The sequence below is a fragment of the Leisingera sp. CC-HEC096 genome (assembly GCF_059429235.1).
The window spans coordinates 1788141-1806626 of sequence record NZ_JCAIJS010000001.1 but is presented as its reverse complement, the minus strand read 5'-3'; the positions used below and the strand labels follow the sequence as shown (position 1 = coordinate 1806626).

Sequence of the window (18486 nt, the reverse complement as noted above, 5' to 3'; positions counted from 1 at the left end):
CCAAGAGCGCCATAACGTAAAGCAGCAGTATGCCCAGCCCAACAAACGGGAAACGCGACAGCAAGATCCTTGAACGCGAGCTTTCTGCACTGTCCTTGGGGCAGTCCGTCCTGCTGGACGCAGTGGAAATACCAAGCGGCACTGGCCGCTTGGCCCGCCTGTTCTTCAAATCCGGCACCCGGCGGGAGGGGCTTGATACAGTTTCGCAGTCCGGCAAGACGAACTTGCACAACTATGGCGGCGCGCCTGTCCTGGACGCAGAAATCGACGGCGGGCACCGCACTGTTGCGGTCCGCGTTGATGGCTCGCAGTTCGACATCAGTCTCCACCCGGACGAGACGGAACTGTTCGCAGGCCTCAATGTTCTAGCGGCGGTGCGCAATGGCGAAACGGTCCAGACCGCAGCCGAATGGCTGCGGTTTCATGCCGAACAGCATGGACTGCAAGGGGCAGTGATCCTGGACCGGGCCCCGCCGCAGGAAAGCCGCCGCTTCATCAAAGAGCTGCAGGAGCAGGCGGAAAGCATCGAGGGGCTGCGGCAGGTTGTGGTGGTGCATTCCAAACTGCCTCTGGGCAAGGATGGCCTGCCGGAGGAGGCGCATCCCTTCAACGTGCCGGGCGCTCCGGGCAAGGACCGTATGGAGATCCCGCCTGCCGACCCGTGGCGCGCGCCGCTGGGCGAGTTTCTGATCTACGAGATTCTGCGCGCGCGCTTCCTTGCGCGGGCGAGGGCGGTGGCCAACATCGACCTGTTCGATCTGCTGGCGCCCGGCGATGGCCCGGGTGCCTTTGACCGGGCTGCGGCGGCGCCCTCCGGCTTTGTGCGGCTGGGCGGGGTGCAGGCCTACCCCTGGCGGGTGCGCAAGGAGAACGAGGCCTCCTTTGCCGATCACATCTGCACCCAGTTCGACGCCACCGGTTTGCGTCCGCGCTGGTGCCTTTCACCGGCCAGGGCCGGAGTGAACTGTATCTGGCGCCTGATCCGCGTGGTGGGGGCAGAACCTGATCCGGCGGATGAGCTGCGTTTTTACCGCTGCATGGCCTTGCGCCACCCAACTGACACCGTTTCAAAAATCGTGCCGAAAACCAGCCTCGTGGAGACCCCGGCGCTGCTGGACCTGGCCACCGGGTATTTCGGCGCCAACCCCGTGCGCATTCCCGGGGAGCAGGCCGTCCGGCGCAGTGGAGGCACGCCCAGAACCGCCATTGTCACGACGATGAAGAACGAAGGGCCGTTCATCCTGGAATGGCTGGCCTATCACCGGGTGATTGGGGTCGACGATTTCCTCGTCTACACCAACGATTGCACCGATGGCACCGACACCATGCTGCAGATGCTGCAGGAAAAGGGCCTTGTGCAGCACCGCGAAAACCCGTTCCGGGGAACTGATTTGAAACCGCAGCACGCAGCCTTGCAGGCGGCGGAGGAAGAGCCGGTCATCCGGGATGCTGAGTGGCTGGTCTGCATGGATGTGGATGAGTTCATCAACATCAAATGCGGGGAAGGGCGGCTGGCGGACCTGTTTGAGGCGGTGGGCGAAGCCAACATGATCTCGATGACCTGGCGGCTGTTCGGCAACAACGACGTGCGCGATTTCACTGGCGATCTGATCACCCGGGAATTCACCCGCTGTGCCTTTGAGGTGACCCGCAAGCCGCATCAGGCCTGGGGCTTCAAGACGCTGTTCCGCAACACGGGCATTTTCAAGAAACTCGGGGTCCACCGCCCCAAGGGGCTGAAGCCGCAGCTGTGGCAGGACATCCGCTGGGTCAACGGCTCAGGCCGGGACATGCCGCGGGAGATGTTCCGCAACGGCTGGCGCTCGTCGATGAGCACCTATGGCTATGACCTGGTGCAGCTGAACCACTACGCGGTGCGCAGCGCCGAAAGCTTCCTGGTCAAGCGCGACCGCGGCCGGGTGAACCACGTGGACCGGGACCAGGGTCTGTCCTACTGGTTCCGCATGAACAACAACGCCGAGGAGGAACGGTCGATCCAGCGGATGATCCCGGCGCTGGAGGCGGAGATGGCGCGGCTGCTGGCGGATCCGGATATCGCCGCTGCGCATGAATACTCCTGCCGCAAGCACCGCGAGAAGATCGAGGAGCTGAAGACCCGCGACGATATGCTGGAACTGTTCCGCGAACTCACCGGGGACAAACTGCGCAAGCTGTCGCGGATGCACGCGCACTTCGGCGCCAATGTCTTCCTCAGCGGCCCCGGTGTGATCCCTGACGGGATTGCCGAAAAAGACCCGGGCAGCGACTTCTGGTTCACTGTGGCGCGCGGGGAAACCACACATTGAACCTTCCAAAGCCCGCCAGATTGACAGGGCTTCAGGTGCCGGAGTAATTTTCGGTAACAAAAAGGCGCGGTTAGACGGCCAGTGCGTTGGGTTTGATAAGGGGCAGGTATCATGGCACTTCCGGCGATTGCGTCGCTATGGGTGGGCGCTGAGCTCAGCTGGCTGGAGCAGCTTTGCCTGCAGTCCTTTCTGGACAATGGCCATGAGGTGGTCCTTTTCACCTATGACGAGGTCAAGGGCGTGCCCGATGGCGTGCACGTGGCTGATGCCAATGAAATCCTGCCTGCTGAGCGCATCATCCGCCACGCGAAAACCGGCAGCCCGGCGTATCACGCAGATATCTTCCGGCTGCATATGCTGCGCCAGACCGACTATATCTGGGCCGATACCGATGCCTACTGCTGCCAGCCTTGGGACATCAGGGGCAAACACTTCCACGGGTGGATTTCGGACGACAAGCCGATGGTCAACAACGGCGTGCTGCGGCTGCCCAAGACCTCCAAGACGCTCAAGGCGATGCTGCGGTTCACCAGCGACGAATATCCCATCCCGCCCTGGTATAGCGCGCAGAAACAGGCGGAGCTGCGGGCGCTCAAGGAGGCCGGGCAGGGGGTTCACGTCTCGCTGCTGCCTTGGGGCGTCTGGGGGCCTGATGCGCTGACCTGGTTTTTGCAGGAAACCGGCGAGGTCTCGCACTCCCGTCCGGGCCATGTGATCTATCCCGTGCCGTTCAAGCGGGCAGGGGTGGTGCTGAACCCGAACCGCCCGAGCCAGGCGCGCGGCCATATCCGCAGCGATACCCTGTCGATTCACTTCTGGGGCCGCCGCTTCCGTAATATCGCGGCCAAATACGGCGGCGTGCCGGCCGAAGGGTGTTATGTGCACGAACTGCTGGCCAAGCACGGGATCAACGCGGAGAAAACCCGCCATCTGCTGCAGGCCGACCCCGGACCGGAAGAGGCCGCTTCGGAAATGATGGACCCGTCCGCGTTGGATTTTTCGATGTTCAGCGACCGGGACGTGGCCAATATTCTTTTGCAGCGCTCAGAGCTGGCTCGCTCCGGTCAGACGATCAGGGATTGGATGGCGGGCGACGAGGCGCTCCTGCTGGCGGAAGCCCGGGCGCAGCGGGACCATATCCTGCAGGAGTCGATCCGGATTGCGGAACGGGAATGCAATTTCTTCTTTGGCTCCACCGATGCCATCGCGCCCAAGCGGGCCGCCGACATCGGCTGCGGCTATGCCTTTGCCAGCCTGTTGCTGTACCGCCGCTATGGATGCGGCATTGTGCTGATCGACATCGAAGAGGGCAATGGCCGCCATTTCGGCTTCCAGGGCGAAGGGGCAGGCTACACCAGTCTGCAGACCGCCCGCGCGTTCCTTGAGAAGAACGGCGTTCCGGCTGAGAAGATCACCACCATCAACCCCAAAGCCGAAGACACCGCGGCGCTGGGCGGTTTTGACTTGGTCATCAGCCTGGCGTCCTGCGGGTTTCATTATCCCGTGGGCACTTACGAGGATCTGTTCCGCAATCAGATCAACAAGGGCGGCGGTATCGTGCTGGACATCCGCAAGGGGTCCGGCGGTATCGGCGCGATGAAAAGCTTCGGTACTGTCGATGTGCTGGCCAAGCACGGCAAATACTCCACCGTTCTGACCCGCGAGGCCCAGCAGAAATGACGGAAATTCTTGAAACGCACGGGGTGAAAATCCCGCTGGACCCGAACGTCATCACCTCAAAGATCGAACGCGCAATCCGCAAGGACCGTTATGAGCTCGACGAGGTCTCCGGCACCCCGAAGTTTCTGGAGAAGGACGATCGGGTGATTGAGCTGGGAGCCGGGATCGGATTCATTTCTTCTTTCCTGGGCGTCCGTCTCGGCGTCCAAAACGTGCTCTGCGTCGAGGCTGATCCGACGCTTTGTGCCTTCATCCGCAGCGTCCACGAACTGAACGGCCTGCAGGCAGCGCAGGTGCGTAACTGCGTTGCCCTGAACGATGCGGCAGCCGAAGCCCCGGTTCCCTTCTATGTCCGCGAACAATTCTGGTCGTCTTCGCTGGACGGGGAGGAGCCTTACCAGAAGGCAATCGAAGTTCCGGGCATCCGCCTGTCGAAACTGATCCGGGACTTCAAGGCCAACACGCTGATTGTGGACATCGAAGGCGGCGAGCGGGATTTGTTCGCGCCGGCGGATCTGAGCGGGATCGACAAGATATTCCTGGAGATCCATACGCGAAAAATTAAGAGAATTGGGATAAAGCATTGTTTTGACGCGCTGTCGCAGAGCGGCTTTTGCTACGATCAGCAGGTCAGCCGTGGCGGATCGGTCCTGTTCCGGCGCATCCCAAGATGGCAGCTGAAAAAATATGCTGGATAACGGTTTCGACTTCCAAACGGTTCTGCCCGCACTGGATGCGGATGACGTCGAAAGTATTGCGGATGTGAATGGCCAGGCCCCCGGTTTGGCCGTCTTGCTGCACCAGCGCTATGGCTGCTGTATTGATCTTGTCAGCCTCGACAGCAGCGGCACCTTTGTTCCCCTTCCTAAGGAGCAGCTGGCTGACTATCTCTCCCGGCTGGAACAGGGCGGGGTCGACCGCGAGGCCGTCCGGGTGGCCGACCAGCCGCACAGCCTGAAGCAGTACGATGTCCTGATTTCGCTGAACGGCTTTGGCGCTGTTCACGCGCCCCGGAGGCTGAAATACGTCCTGGACCGGGCGCTGCATCCGCTCAGCCGCGCAGTCTTTGAAATCCGTAAGGGCTCGGGCAGCTACCCGTTCTTAAACTCCTATGGCGGCTGCAATACGCTGAAACTGCCGGAGGACGGTTCCAACGGGCTTGCGGTGCTCTCTGTTGAGCCGCAGGACGATGCAGAGCCGGTCGAAGGCTGGGCGCAGACCGCGCAGGCGCTGGCGGGCAAGGAAGGTTTCTTTGACGAGCTGGAGGAGCATTCGTTTCTGTTCGTTCCCCGCGGCAAGACGCTGGTGGTCACCTTCGACAACCTCGACATCGCAATGACCAAGCGGGCGGACCGGCGGCCGTGGGGCTTCAGCTTCATAGAGGCGCAGGGCTGGTCGATGCTGGGGGTGATGGCCAATGGCTGGACCTGGTTCCGCCACCAGGAAGTCAGCCGGAAGTTTGAGGCGCTGCGCGACAGCGGTTTTTTCAAGCAGTTTTCCCGGGTGGTGTTCTATGGCGCCTCGATGGGCGGGTATGCGGCGGCGGCCTATGCCGCAGCGGCGCCGGGGTCTACGGTGTTTGCGATCAGCCCGCAATCCACCCTCGACAAGACAATTGTGCCCTGGGAGATGCGCTACAAGAAGGTCTGGGACAGGGACTTTTCCGGTCCCTTCGGCGATGCCGCGCTGGCCAGCCGGGCTGCGGGCGATGTGCATATCATGTTCGACCCTTATGTGGCGCCGGATGCCGCCCATGCCGCCCGGTTCACCGGCGCAAATGTCACCTTCTGGCGCTGCCCGCTGCTGGGGCACCGGCTCGGATCCTCGCTGCAGCAGATGGGTGTTTTGCAGGACGTTGCGCGCGGTGCCATTTCCGGCGAGCTGACCCCGCACCAGTTCCACCGCCTGTTGCGCAAGCGGCATGGCTTCCCGCGCTTTCAGCGGGAGCTGGCCAGTCTGGCCTTGGACCGCGGCCATCCCCGGCTTGCGCAGCGGGTCTGCGACTATATTCTGCGCCAGCGGGACGACCGGTTCTTCCGCCGGATGAAGGCGCGGCTGTAGCCCGCGCTGGCAGCGGCGCGGCGGGCAGGCAGCGGCACCGCGGACAGAATACCGGGCAGCGGCCGGACACGACAATGAACCAGGCAGACAGCACCATGCGGGACATAACCCTCGCCTTCCACATCGGGGCCCCCAATACCGACAACGGCCAGCTGACCTGGTCGCTGCGCAAGGATGCGCAGCCGCTGCTGGAGCGCGGTGTCATGATCCGCCGTCCCGGGACCTATATGCCCGCGGTTACCAGCCTGATGCGCAAGCAGCACAAGGGACTGTTGACGGATCAGGAACGCGAAGCGCTTCTGGCTTCCATCGTCAAAGACCAAGACGTGTCGCGTCTCATTCTGACCAATTCGGGCTTTCTGGGGGTGCCCGGGTGGATGCTCAGCGGCGGACGGCTGTTCCGCAACGCAGGCAGCAACGCCGCGGCTCTGCGGCGTGTGTTTCCAGGCAATCCTTGCGAATTTTTCCTCGGCCTGCGCGATCCGGCAGCCCTGATCGGACCGGTGTTCCGGTCGCAGTCAGGCAGAACATGGGAGCAATTCGCCGGACGCACGGATTTTTTGAACCTTCGCTGGTCCGATGTTGTTGCGGACATTCAGGAGCACAACCCGGGCTGCCGCCTGACCGTCTGGTGCAATGAGGAGACGCCGGTCATCTGGCCCGGTATCCTGGGGCATGTGACCGGTCTGGGCAGCAGCTTCCGCTTCAGCGGTGAGTTCGACATCACCCGCGGCATCATCTCCGAGCAGGGATATGAGCGGCTGGAGGCCTATCTGTCCAGCCGCCCCGGCTTGTCGGAGGACCAGCGCGAACGGGTGCATGAACTGTTCCTGACCTATTTCCATTCCGAGGCGGCGGTGGAGGAGGAAATCGACCTGCCGGGCTGGTCGCAGCCGCTGGTGGATGCAATGGGTGAAACCTACCTGGCCGATACCGAGCTGATCCGCAGGATGCCCGGGGTCACGTTTCTGTCCTGAGATCCTGGCGGCCGTAAAGCGGCTTCATCAGGATTGCGGTCAGATACATCGGGATCTGATAGCAGCCGAGGAAGATCAGCAGCGGGTCGGTCGTGGCTGCGGGCAGGGCGATCAGGAAGAGGGCGAAGTTCCGGTTGCCGGCGACAACGGAGACTGGCACCGCGCCACTGCCCGCGCGGCGGCGCAATACGGCAAACACAAGCATTTGCAGGCCCAGGTTGGCCGCCAGGGCAAAACCCAGCCATTGCAGAACCAGCAGCGGGTTCGTGCGCAGTGCCGGCCCCAGCGCGGCCATCAGCCCGACCACAATCACTGCCAGCGCTATCATGGTCAGGCCGTCTATGGCTCTGGCCTGATCCTGGCGCAGCTCCGGCAGCGTCACGCGGCGCAGCAGGAAGGCTGCGGCCACGGTAAGGCCAATGGCGGCGATCAACCGCCCGGCGGCGCGCAGCACCTCGCCCAGATCGCCCAGGCCGGGCGCCAGCAGGAACACCGGGATCACCGTCAGCGGCATCAGCGCAGTGCCGGTGATCAGCAGGCGGAAGGCAGGTTCCGGCGCGTGACCCATCAGCGCGGTGATATTGGGGCTGCCAGTTACGGATGGTGCGCTCAGCATCAGGATCAGCGCCACCGCGGCAGGGGTGTGCGCGACGCCGAACAGTGACGCTGCTCCCAGCGCCAGGAGCGGCAGGCCCATCTGCAGCAGGGCAATCGCCTTGAGCGTGCCAATGCCGTCCGCCAGACCGCCTGCTGCCTTGCGCAACCCGATGCGGTAGGCGTTCAGAAACAACAGCCCGGCCACCATTTCCGGCAGCCAGGGCTGGAGGGCTGCGGCCAGGCCGGGCAGCAGCAGCCCGGCCATGAGCCCCAGGACCAAGGCGGCCCGCCCGTGCCGGGCGGCAAAGGCGAGCGCGCGCAGCATGTGCCTAGACCGGTCCCGGCCTGAGGTTGTTGGGCAGGTAGGTCGCCAGCTCCGGGAAGGCGATCAGCACAAACACCATCAGCACCATGATCAGGAACATCGGGATCGCGGCCCGGGCGATATAGCTCATCTCGTGGTGGGTCATGCCCTGCATCACAAACAGGTTGAAGCCGATCGGCGGGGTGATCTGCGCCATCTCGACCACCACCACGATGAAGATGCCGAACCAAATCAGGTCAATGCCCGCCTGCCGGATCATCGGCTCCACCACCGCCATCGTCAGCACCACCGAGGAGATACCGTCGAGGAAACAGCCGAGCACGATGTAGAACACCAGCAGCACCATCAAGAGCTCAAACCGCGTCAGCTCCCAGCCAGCGATCAGATCCGCCAGCCCGCGCGGCAGCCCGGTAAAGCCCATCGACAAGGACAGAAACGCCGCGCCCGCCAGGATCAGCGCAATCATCGCGCTGGTGCGGGTAGCACCCATCAGGCTCTCAGAGAAGGTCTTCCAATTCAGCGAGCCCTGACCCAGTGCCAGCAGCAGCGAACCGATAACCCCGAACGCCGCCGCCTCGGTTGCGGTGGCAAAGCCCAGGTACATCGAGCCGATCACCACGACGATCAGCGCAATCACCGGTGCCAGGAAACGGGAGTTCTTCACCTTCTCGGCAAAGCTCAGCTTGCTTTCCTGATCCGGGTTCCAGTCCTTGCCGACCTTGGAGTAAATCGCCACGTACCCCATGAACATCGCCGCCAGCACCAGACCCGGCAGGATGCCCGCAAAAAACAGCTTGGTGATCGATTCATTGATGGTGACACCATAGACGATCAGCGTCAGCGACGGCGGGATCATCAGGCCCAGCGTGGCCGCACCGGTCAGCGTCCCGATCACCATGCGCTCCGGATAGTTGCGCTTGCGCAGCTCGGGGATCGACATCTTGCCCACCGTGGTCAGCGTCGCGGCAGAGGAGCCGGAGACCGCGGCAAAGACCGTGCAGCCGACAATGTTGGTGTGCACCAGCCCGCCGGGCAGCGGCGCCATCCAGGGCGACAGGCCCTTGAACATGTCCTCCGATAATCGGGTCCGATAAAGGATCTCCCCCATCCAGATGAACATCGGCAGCGCAGTCAGGGTCCAGCTGGAGGAGGCCGACCAGACCGTGGTCAGCATCACGTCGCCAACCGGCCTTGTGGTAAACAGCTCCATGCCGACCCAGGCCACGCCCATCAGCGCCAGACCAACCCAGACGCCGGTGCCCAGAAGCGTGAATAGCACGAAGAGGAACAGGATGATGACTGAGATATTTTCCATGGGCGCTTACTCCGCGTGGCTCTGATCTTCGAGATCCCGGGTGATGCGGTGATCGCCGCGGAAAATCACGTGGAACAAATGGTCGGTGAGGGCGATGGCCAGAATGACCGCGCCGATCAGCATGGCGCTTTGCGGCATCCACAGCGGCGTGCGGTCCTGGCCCTGGCTCACGTCGTTGAACTTCCAGCTCCAGTAGACAAAGCGGTAGGCGTAGAAGCAGAAGTACCACATCACCGCGGTGCCGATGCCAAAACACCAGATCTCCAGCACCCGGCGGAAACCTTCGGGCACGGCGTTGAGCAGGATCGACACCCGGATATGGCTGCCGCGGTTCAGCGCATTGGCAAAGGCCAGGAAGGACGCCGCCGCCATCGCATAGCCAGCGTAATCCGGCGCGCCGGGGAAGACCTCGCCGGTCCAGCGGGCCAGCATCTGAACCACGATCAGCCCCAGAATGGCAATCAGGCAGAGGGCGGCCAGCACCCCCGCCGCCAGGTACAGAAAATCGAGACCGGAGCGCAGCCCCCTGAGCACAGTCATGGCATCCCCATCGGCTTTATCTTTATGAGAAAACGGGCGGCACTTCAGCGCCGCCCGTATCAAGCAGTCTGATTACTCGGCGTTGAAGGCGTCGACGATGGCCTTGCCTTCTTCACCAGCCGCTTCCAGCCATTCATTGGTCATGGTGACGCCGATTTCCTTCAGCTCACCCACCATCTGGTCAGAGGCCGGACCTACGGTCATGCCGCCGTCGCGCAGACCTTGCAGGGTAAAGCCGGTGTACTCCTTGGCGCGCCAGTTGCCCGCGTATTCAGCCAGCTTGGCGCAGCCCCTGATCACGTTCTGATTGGCTTCCGAGGTGCCGCTCCAGATATCGGAGTTCACGAACACGTAGTTGCGCGGCAGCCAGGCATCCACTTCGTAGAAATAATTCAGGCTCTCCCAGACCTTGCGGTCATAGCCGGTGGAGCCGGAGGAGACCATCGAGTCCGCTACGCCGGTGGCAAAGGCCTGGCTGATCTCAGCCGCCTCGATGGTCACCGGCAGCATGCCGGTCAGCTCTGCCAGGCGCGAGGTGGCGTTGTTGTAGGAGCGGAACTTGATGCCCTTCATGTCGGCGACCGAGTTCACCTCGTTCTTGAAATAAAGCCCCTGCGGCGGCCACGGCACGGCATAAAGCAGGGTCAGGTTCTGCTCGGCCAGCAGGTTTTCGATGGTGGGCTTGGCGGCCTTCCACAGCTTGTCGCTGTCATCAAAGGACGTCGCCAGGAACGGGATCGAGTCAAAGCCGAACAGCGCGTTTTCGTTCTGGTGGCCGGAGAGCAAGCGCTCGCCAATCGGCGCCTGGCCGGTCTGCACCGCGCGCTTGATATCGGCTCCCTTGAACAGCGAGCCGGACGGGTGGGTTTTGATCTCTATCTCGCCGCCGGTGCCGGTGGTCACGCATTCGGCGAACTCAGCACCGGTGGCGGAGTGGAAGTTGGAGGCCGAATAGGCCATCGGCATATCCCAGACTTCCGCGGCGGCGGGCAGGGCGGCAGCCGCGGTCAGCGCGGTGGCGGCCAGCAGTTTGGTCAGTTTCTTCATTGTGTTCTCCCTGTTTGCTTGCGGCCCCTTGAGGGGCACTGGTTAATTTCAAATCGCGTAACGTGCCGGATCATAGGCGCTCATGTCGATGTTCGGGGCGCGCCCCGAAATCATCTGCGCCAAAAGGCGCCCGGTCTTCGGCCCGCCGGTCAGGCCGACGTGATGGTGGCCAAAGCCGGCAAAGGCACCGGACAGGCCCGGCAGCTCGCCGATGACCGGGATCGAATCCGCCGGTGCCGGACGGTAGCCCAGCCATTCCTCTTCGTGTTTCCAGGTGACACCGGGCAGAATGCGCCGGGCGTTCTTGCGCAACAGCTCAAGCGGGCCTTTCGACGGCCCGGCCTCCAGCCCGCCGAACTCCACAATGCCCGCAATCCGGATCCGTCCCTCCATCGGGGTCACCACGCATTTGGCCGCTGCCACCATGACTGGCGCTTTCGGCATCGCCGAAGGCTCCCATAATTCAAGATGATAGCCGCGTTCTGCCTCCAGTGGTACGGAAATTCCCAGCTTCTCTGCCAGAGGTTTGGACCAGACGCCGGTGGCCACAAGCACGGCATCGCAGGGGATGGTTTCCCCGCCGGCACGCACGCCGGTCACCTTGCCGTTTTGGCGGGCCACATCCTCGGCAATGGCCTGGATCAGCCGGCCGCCATTGGCCGTCACATGGGCGGCCAGGTCCTTCACATACCGGCCCGGGTCCAGGATAAGCCCGTGATCCTTCAGCCGCGCGGCAAAGCCGAACTCCTCGGCATAGATACCGTCATAGGCCCGGACATCCGCGCCCTCCAGCTCATCCCAGCGGAACCCATGCTTCCTGCGCAGGCCCCAGCCGAATGCGTCCTCGCCGAAATGCGCCCGGTCATTGTAGAGGAACAGGTAGTCCGATGGTTTCAGATGCCGCTCCGCCCCGGTGCCCGCCGCAAGCGCCTGATGATCCGCCAGCGAGTCCCCGACAATGGGCGCCAGCGCAGCCGCGATGCGGGCGGTGTCCTCTGCATTTGCATGGCTCATGTACTTCATCAGCCAAGGCGCCAGCTTGGGCAGGTATCCCCAGCGCATGAACAGCGGCTGGCTGGGGTCCAGCAGCATCTTCGGTGCCTTCTTCCACAACCCCGGACCTGTCACCGGCACGATAGAGCAGGAGGCCAGAATGCCGCCGTTGCCATGGCTGGTGCCTTCGCCCGGCCCCTTGCCGTCGATCAGGATCACCTGATGCCCGTCGCGCTGCAGCTCAATCGCGGCGGAGACGCCGACAATGCCGGCACCGATGATGGCAACGGTTTTCTTCTCCGCCGTCATGCCGCAACCTTCTTGGCGACCGCGAAACGGCTCAGCTTTTCAACATCCGGCCTGATGCCCAGCCCCGGCCCGTCCGGGACCACCACCTGGCCGTCCTTGACCTGGAAGGGCGTCTCCAGAATGTCCTCTTTCAGGAAATAGCTCGCCTGGTAGAACTCGCAGCCCAGCCGGATCTCGGGAGTGGCGGCAATCATGTGGGTGCCCGCCAGATGCGCCAGCCCAGCCTCGAACATGTCGCCCCCATAGGCAGACAGTCCGTTGGCCGCCGCAATCCGCGCCACCGTCTGCCCGCGGGTCAGCCCGCCCGACTTCATGATCTTGACCGAGACACCGTCACAGATGCCTTCACGCGCGGCCCTTACCATGTCCTCGGGGCCAAAGACGCTTTCGTCTGCCAGCAGCGGCACGTCGATCATCTCCCTCAGCTTTGCCATCATGCCGAAATGATGAAACCGCACTGGCTGCTCGATGAAATCCGGCTTGAACTGCGCCACGTCGCGCACCTGGGCAGGCGCAACCTCAATGCTCAGGCCTTGGTTATAGTCCACCCGCACCCGGAATTCGGGGAAGTCCTTGGCGATCCGCTCCAGCCGCATGATGTCAAAGGCATGATCCTTGAAGCCGGTCTTCAATTTGATCAGCCCCACATTGTCCGCCCGCAGCCGGTGCAAGAGGTCCACGTCCTTCCCGAAATCCGGATCGGCAATCGAGCAGCTCAGCGGAATGGTATCGCGGCACTTGCCGCCCAGCAGCGCCCAGACCGGCGCGCCGGTGATCCGCCCGGTCAGGTCCAGCAAAGCGCTTTCCAGCGCCGCCTTGGCCTCTGTGCAATGGGCCACTGCCTTGGCCGCATCCTCCATGATCGCCGCCCTGTCCGCCACCCGGCGGCCTTCCACCAGCGGCCGGATGTAGCGGTCCAGCGCCGCCAGGCTGGCTTCCGGGGTGCCGGTGAACACCGACCACGTCGAGGCTTCGCCAAACCCTTCGGCGCCGCCTTCGCTGCGCAGCCGTACAATCACAACTTCGCAGGAGCCCTCAACAGACCCGATCCCGTGGTCGCGGCGCGACAAGACGGGCAGCGCGAGATGCCAAAGGTCCATCCCGGCAATCTTTTGTTCCAGCACTTCGCTTTCCTCCCAGAAGCTTGGAAAAGCCTGCCTTGACTGGATCATCATTGCCAATACAAAGAATTCGAAAGAGTATCATGAAAAGTGATAGGCTGCCGATGTCTCTCCGCTTCCGCCAGCTGCAGGCTTTCCACGCCATCGTCGAAACCGGCACCGTTACCGGCGCGGCCGAGCAGCTGGGCATTTCCCAGCCTGGCATCTCCAATCTGCTCTACCAGCTGGAGCGCCAGACCCGCCTCAAGCTGTTCGAACGCAGCAAGGGCCGGCTGATCCCGACGCCCGAGGCCGGGGTGCTGTTCCAGGAAGTCGATACCGTGGTGCGCGGACTGGACCACGTGGCGCAGGCGGTGACGGACCTTCAAAACAAGCAGGCGGGCCAGTTGCAGGTTGCTTCTCAGCACTCGCTGTCCTTCGGCTTCATGCCCGCGCTGATCGCCCGCTTCGCCCGCACACGCCCGGACATGTCGATATCATTTCAGGCACAGTATTCGCTGAAGATCCAGGAGTGGGTGATCTCCGGCCTTTTCGAAATCGGCGTCTGCGAAATGCCCCTGATCCATGACGGGCTGGAGGCGCATCCGATCACCGTCGAAACTCGGCTGGCGATCCCGGCGGACAGCCCCTTGGCCGAACACGAGGTGCTGACACCGGAACAGCTGGAGGGTGTGCCCTTCATCGTCATGGGGCCGGAGCACATGACCCACCGCCGCACCCGGGAAGTCTTTCAGCAGGCTGGAATCCCGCTGAAAACCCGGGTGCATTCGCATATGTTCAAGAACCTCCTGAGTTTTGTGCAGGAGGGAATGGGGGTCTCGATCCTCGACCCCTTTGTGCTGAGCTTCGAGACCGGCGGCGGGTTCGTCTCCCGTCCGTTCCGGCCCAGGATCATGATGGAAATGGCGGTGATCACCTCCAAGTCGCGCCCGCTGTCAGTGGTAGGGCAGGAGTTCCTGGCGCTGTTGAAGCAGGAGCTGGCGACGTACTGCGTGGCAGAAACCTGACCTTCTCCCGGAATTGTATGCAGTACGGAATTCAATCTTGCGCAGGGCCGGGCGCTCCCCTAATCTGCACCGCGGATTGAACGAACGGCGGGAACATGGCCAAACGCGAAAGCAATGTGGACCGGGTCTATGAGGCGCTGCGCCGGATGGCGGCGGATTTTGCCTTCAAGCCTGACCAACGGATCAACGAAAGCGCGCTGTCTGAGGTGCTGGGCGCCAGCCGCACGCCGCTGCGCGAGGCGCTGAACCGGCTGGTGGCCGAGGGGTTCCTGACCTTCCAGAACAACCGCGGCTTCTTCTGCCGCCCGCTGACGCCCAGCTACATCATGGATCTGTACGAGGCCAGGGTGGCAGTGGAATGCGAAGCTGTGCGGCTGGCCTGCACCCGTGCCACTGATGAGGATATCGCGGCGCTGGCGGACTACCTGAACCGGATGGAGCCGGAATACGAAAGCGCCACCGATCCGGAGGCGCTGCTGGCAATGGACGAAAGCTTCCACGCCCGCTTGGCGCAGCTCTCCGGCAACAGCGAGCTGCAGCGCATCCTGAACAACCTGAATGGCCGCATCCGCTATATCCGGCTGATCGACCTCAAACGCCTTCGCGACCGGGCCGGGGGCAAGGCTCCGGGCGACATCTCGGCCCACCGCCAGATTGTCGAGGGAATCGCCGCCCGCGATGCGCAGGCCGCGACAGCAGCCATGCGCAGCCATATCGAGAAACGCCGGGAGGAGGCGACGGAGGCTGTTCGCATCGCCTTCTCCCAGCTTTACGTGCCGGACGAGTAGGGGAGCCACATGGAACACGGCGGCAAGACAGTTTACGGCGCAGCAGTTGGCATCCTGATGCTGGAAACCCGCTTTCCCCGCATCCATGGCGACATGGGCAACGCGATGACCTGGGACTTCCCGGTGCACTACAAGGTGGTGCGCGGTGCCAACCCTGAGAACGTCGTGCGCGGCAATCCCAAAGAGCTGGCGGACCTGTTTGTCGAGGCCGGGCGCGACCTGGTGGCAATGGGGGCCGATGGCATCACCACCAACTGCGGTTTCCTGGCACTGATCCAGGACGAGGTGAAACAGGCGCTGGGCGTGCCGGTGGCGACATCCTCGCTGATGCAGGTGCCGATGGTGCAGAATCTGCTGCCTGCGGGCAAGCGCTGCGGCATCCTGACGATCTCCAAGGCCACGCTGACACCTGCGCATCTTGTTGCCGCAGGTGTTGCGCCGGATACGCCCATTGCCGGCACAGACGGCCTCCGCGCCTTTACCCGCGACATCCTGGGCGACGCGGCCTCGATCGACTTCGAGGCCTGCCGCCTGGACATGATCGACGCTGCCCGTGCAATGGTGGCGGAGATACCGGACCTGGGCGCTATCGTGCTGGAATGCACAAATATGGTGCCCTACGCCCGTGATGTGCGCAAAGCGACCGGGCTGCCGGTGTTTTCGATCCATTCCTTCATCAACTGGTTTCAGGCCGGTCTGCTGCCCAAAGGATTTCCGCTGGAGCTGGAAGATCCTCGCTGGTGAGGCCGGACGGTGGGCGAAATCGCCCACCCTACGCTGAATGGCCCGTAGGGTGGGCGATTCCGCCCACCGCCATCTATCAGCTCAAAACCAGCAGCCAGAACCACACTGTCAGGATGCTGGCGCCGGTGGCAATCAGCACCGAGGACGCTGCCACCCGCTTGGCCCGCCCGTACATATTGGCAAAGATATAGCCATTGAACCCGGTCGCCATCGCCGCGTTCAGCACGGCGGAGCGGAACAAGTCCAGCGGCAGCGCCAAGGCCGAGCCCAGCGTCCAGACGATCGCCGGGTGGATCATCAGCGAGGTGAAACAGACAAACAGGATCGCCCGCATGTCGCCCTCTGGCCGGTATTTGACCAGCACCCCGCCCAAGGCAAACAGCGCGCAGGGCAGGGCGGCGCGGATAATCAGCGACAGCGCCTCATCCAACACCAGCGGAATGGCAAACCCGGAGAGGTTCACAGCAAACCCCAGCGCAATGCCGAGGATCAGCACGTTGCGGAACATCGCGTTCAGCACGGATGTGACAGTCTTGACGCCGCCCGCCCCGCGGTTGCGTACAAACTCCATCGCGGTAATGCCCACGCCGTAGCAGAACGGCGAATGAAACGCGATGATCGCGTAGTTGCCGGTCAGGTTCTCAGGTCCGAACGCGCGCTCTGTGATCGGCAGCCCCAGCAGGACCGAGTTCGAGAACAGGCAGCAGAACCCGATGGCGATACAGTCTTCCCAGTCCCGCTTGAACAAGGTCCGGGCACCGAAGACGCCAATCAGAAAGCAGGTGAATGCGCCGGTATAGAAGCTCGCCAGCAGCCGCGGATCGAAACTGGCGGAAAGATCCAGCTCTGCCATCGCCTTGAACAGCAGGCATGGAATGGCAAAGCCCTGGGCGAACTTCATCACCCCTTCGATGTGATCCTGGCTCAGCACGCGCCTGGCGGTGGCGGCGTAGCCTGCGCCGACAACCAGAAACACCGGCAGAATGACGTCAATCAGGCTCTGAAACACGGTGCTTCCTCAAATTCCTCAAAAGAAAAGGGGCGCTGCGTTGCGCCCCTTCAGACCTCCATCCGGATCACCATCCCATCAAAGGCGGGGGTGATATGGTCAGGGGTCTCGGCCTCGACCGTGTCGTAATCCATGTCGATATGCATGTTGGTGATCACACCGCGTTTGGGGGCCATCTTTTCGAACCACTCCAGCGCCTCCTGGTAGCTGAAATGGGTCGGGTGCGGGGTGCGGCGCAGCCCGTCCAGGATCCACACATCCAGCCCCTCCAGTTCCGGCAGGGCGCTGTCGGGGATGGTCGACACATCCGGCAGATAGGCCAGCCCGCCGATGCGGAACCCCAGCGAGTCAATGGAACCGTGGCTGACCTCGAACGGGCGGAAGGTGATTCCGCCGCCGGGCCCGCTGATGGAGAACGGGCCGCCGATGGTCTGCAGGTCCAGGATCGGCGGATAGGGGGAGTTGTCGGGCTGCGCAAAGGCGTAGCCAAAGCGGTTCAGAAGGTCGTTCTGGGTCGCCCCGTCGGCATAGACCGGGATGCGCTGGCGCATGTTGAAATAGACCATGCGCAGATCGTCGATCCCGTGCAGATGGTCGGCATGGGAATGGGTGTAGACCACCGCGTCCAGGCGGCTCACCTCTGCATCCAGCAGCTGGCTGCGCATGTCCGGCGTGGTGTCGATCAGCACCGACGTGGTGCCGTCAGGCCCGTCGCGCTCCACCAGCATCGAGCAGCGGCGGCGCCGGTTCTTCGGGTTCTTGGGGTCGCAATCGCCCCAGTGGCCGCCAATCCGCGGCACCCCGCCCGACGAGCCCGAGCCGAGGATGGTAAAACGCATCTCTGCCATCAGGCGGCGGCCTCATACTGGGCAGCTTTCCAGAACAGCCGGTCGAAATTCGCCTGCGTCTGCGCGGCAAAACCGGCGTAGTCCATGCCGAACACTTCTGCGCCCACCTTGGCGGTAAAGGCGGTATAGGCAGGCTCGTTGCGCTTGCCGCGGTAGGGCGGCGGCGCCAGGTAGGGGGCGTCGGTCTCCACCAGGATGCGCTCCACCGGCGCGGCGGCAAAGATATCGCGCAGCTCCTGGCTCTTGGGGAAGGCGGCAATACCGGACATCGACAGGTAGAACCCCAAGTCCAGCGCTGCCTTGGCCAGCTCTGCGGAGGAGGAGAAACAGTGCATCACGCAGCTGTATGCGCCGTTGTTCATCTCTTCGCTCAGGATACGCGCCATGTCGTCGTCGGCCGCCCGGGCGTGGATGATCAGCGGCAGGCCGGTTTCGCGGGCCGCGGCAATGTGGATGCGCAGCGACTCCTGCTGCACGGCAGCGCTGTCGGCGGTGTAGTGGTAGTCCAGCCCGGTCTCGCCGATGCCGACGAACTTCGGGTGTTTGGCCAGCGCCACCAGCTCATCCACCGAGACCAGCGGCTCATCTGCCGCGCTCATCGGGTGGGTGCCCGCGGCGTAGAAGACCGGCGCGTGAGTCTCGGCAATCGCGCGCACAGCCGGCTCGTTTTTCATTTTGGTGCAGATCGTCACCATCCGGGTCACGCCAGCCTCAGCGGCGCTGGCAATCACCTCATCCAGGCGGCCCTCAAAGTCCGGGAAGTCCAGATGGCAGTGGCTGTCGGTAATCTGGGGGGGCGTCTCGGTCATGGATCCTCTG

At 63.2% G+C, this 18486-nt stretch carries 17 protein-coding genes; 8 read left to right on the top strand and 9 right to left on the bottom strand.

The annotated features are described in order from the left end of the window. Window positions 1-29: 29 nt before the first annotated feature. The 5 genes from AC5STI_RS08860 (at window position 30) to AC5STI_RS08840 (ending at window position 7024) form a co-directional block, all read left to right on the top strand. Window positions 30-2306, top strand: a complete 2277-nt coding sequence (locus AC5STI_RS08860) for a glycosyltransferase family 2 protein (RefSeq protein WP_495446406.1) — start codon at window positions 30-32, stop codon at window positions 2304-2306. Window positions 2307-2417: 111 nt separating this feature from the next. Next, entirely contained in the window at window positions 2418-3986 is a 1569-nt protein-coding gene (locus AC5STI_RS08855; RefSeq protein WP_495446405.1) for a class I SAM-dependent methyltransferase, read from the top strand. Beyond that, window positions 3983-4684: an FkbM family methyltransferase gene (locus AC5STI_RS08850; protein ID WP_495446404.1), complete on the top strand. Its 702-nt coding sequence runs from the start codon at window positions 3983-3985 to the stop codon at window positions 4682-4684. The genes AC5STI_RS08855 and AC5STI_RS08850 overlap by 4 nt, the downstream gene beginning before the upstream one ends. Further along, complete coding sequence (locus tag AC5STI_RS08845) at window positions 4674-6047, top strand: hypothetical protein (protein ID WP_495446403.1); 1374 nt, start codon at window positions 4674-4676, stop codon at window positions 6045-6047. Before AC5STI_RS08850 ends, AC5STI_RS08845 begins: the two co-directional genes overlap by 11 nt. Before the next feature lie 74 nt (window positions 6048-6121). Then, a complete protein-coding gene (locus tag AC5STI_RS08840; RefSeq protein WP_475046799.1) occupies window positions 6122-7024 on the top strand; it encodes a hypothetical protein in 903 nt (300 codons plus the stop codon). Here the strand turns inward: AC5STI_RS08840 and AC5STI_RS08835 are convergent. The 6 genes from AC5STI_RS08835 to AC5STI_RS08810 form a co-directional block, all read right to left on the bottom strand. Then, the gene (locus tag AC5STI_RS08835) at window positions 7008-7946 is read right to left on the bottom strand and encodes a hypothetical protein (RefSeq protein ID WP_495446402.1); all 939 of its coding nucleotides are present in this window, start codon (window positions 7944-7946) and stop codon (window positions 7008-7010) included. The two genes, AC5STI_RS08840 and AC5STI_RS08835, sit on opposite strands and share 17 nt — an antisense overlap. 4 nt (window positions 7947-7950) lie before the next feature. Next, on the bottom strand, window positions 7951-9261 hold the full coding sequence (locus AC5STI_RS08830) for a TRAP transporter large permease (protein ID WP_495446401.1): 1311 nt from the start codon (window positions 9259-9261) through the stop codon (window positions 7951-7953). Between the two features lie 6 nt (window positions 9262-9267). Beyond that, entirely contained in the window at window positions 9268-9801 is a 534-nt protein-coding gene (locus AC5STI_RS08825) for a TRAP transporter small permease (RefSeq protein WP_475046794.1), read from the bottom strand. A gap of 72 nt (window positions 9802-9873) precedes the next feature. Beyond that, entirely contained in the window at window positions 9874-10848 is a 975-nt protein-coding gene (locus AC5STI_RS08820; RefSeq protein ID WP_495446400.1) for a TRAP transporter substrate-binding protein, read from the bottom strand. 48 nt (window positions 10849-10896) lie between these two features. Continuing rightward, window positions 10897-12150 (bottom strand): NAD(P)/FAD-dependent oxidoreductase, encoded by a 1254-nt coding sequence (locus tag AC5STI_RS08815; RefSeq protein WP_495446399.1) that lies wholly within the window; start codon window positions 12148-12150, stop codon window positions 10897-10899. Next, complete coding sequence (locus AC5STI_RS08810) at window positions 12147-13325, bottom strand: enolase C-terminal domain-like protein (protein ID WP_495446398.1); 1179 nt, start codon at window positions 13323-13325, stop codon at window positions 12147-12149. Before AC5STI_RS08810 ends, AC5STI_RS08815 begins: the two co-directional genes overlap by 4 nt. 50 nt (window positions 13326-13375) lie before the next feature. On the opposite strand from AC5STI_RS08810, the gene AC5STI_RS08805 reads away from it, so the two are divergent. From AC5STI_RS08805 to AC5STI_RS08795, 3 genes are all read left to right on the top strand, one after another. Then, window positions 13376-14278, top strand: coding sequence for a LysR family transcriptional regulator (locus tag AC5STI_RS08805; RefSeq protein WP_495447746.1), 903 nt, complete (start codon window positions 13376-13378; stop codon window positions 14276-14278). 95 nt (window positions 14279-14373) lie between these two features. Next, window positions 14374-15066, top strand: a complete 693-nt coding sequence (locus tag AC5STI_RS08800; protein ID WP_495446397.1) for a GntR family transcriptional regulator — start codon at window positions 14374-14376, stop codon at window positions 15064-15066. A 9-nt stretch (window positions 15067-15075) separates the two neighbouring features. Beyond that, window positions 15076-15810 (top strand): aspartate/glutamate racemase family protein, encoded by a 735-nt coding sequence (locus AC5STI_RS08795; RefSeq protein ID WP_495446396.1) that lies wholly within the window; start codon window positions 15076-15078, stop codon window positions 15808-15810. Window positions 15811-15886: 76 nt separating this feature from the next. Here AC5STI_RS08795 and AC5STI_RS08790 read toward each other — a convergent pair whose 3' ends face one another. From AC5STI_RS08790 to AC5STI_RS08780, 3 genes are read right to left on the bottom strand one after another with little or no spacing between them, the layout of a single operon-like run. Next, entirely contained in the window at window positions 15887-16819 is a 933-nt protein-coding gene (locus AC5STI_RS08790) for an AEC family transporter (RefSeq protein ID WP_495446395.1), read from the bottom strand. A 50-nt stretch (window positions 16820-16869) separates the two neighbouring features. Beyond that, the gene (locus tag AC5STI_RS08785; RefSeq protein WP_495446394.1) at window positions 16870-17667 is read right to left on the bottom strand and encodes an MBL fold metallo-hydrolase; all 798 of its coding nucleotides are present in this window, start codon (window positions 17665-17667) and stop codon (window positions 16870-16872) included. Further along, a complete protein-coding gene (locus AC5STI_RS08780) occupies window positions 17667-18476 on the bottom strand; it encodes a TatD family hydrolase (protein ID WP_495446393.1) in 810 nt (269 codons plus the stop codon). The genes AC5STI_RS08785 and AC5STI_RS08780 overlap by 1 nt, the downstream gene beginning before the upstream one ends. Window positions 18477-18486: the final 10 nt, after the last annotated feature.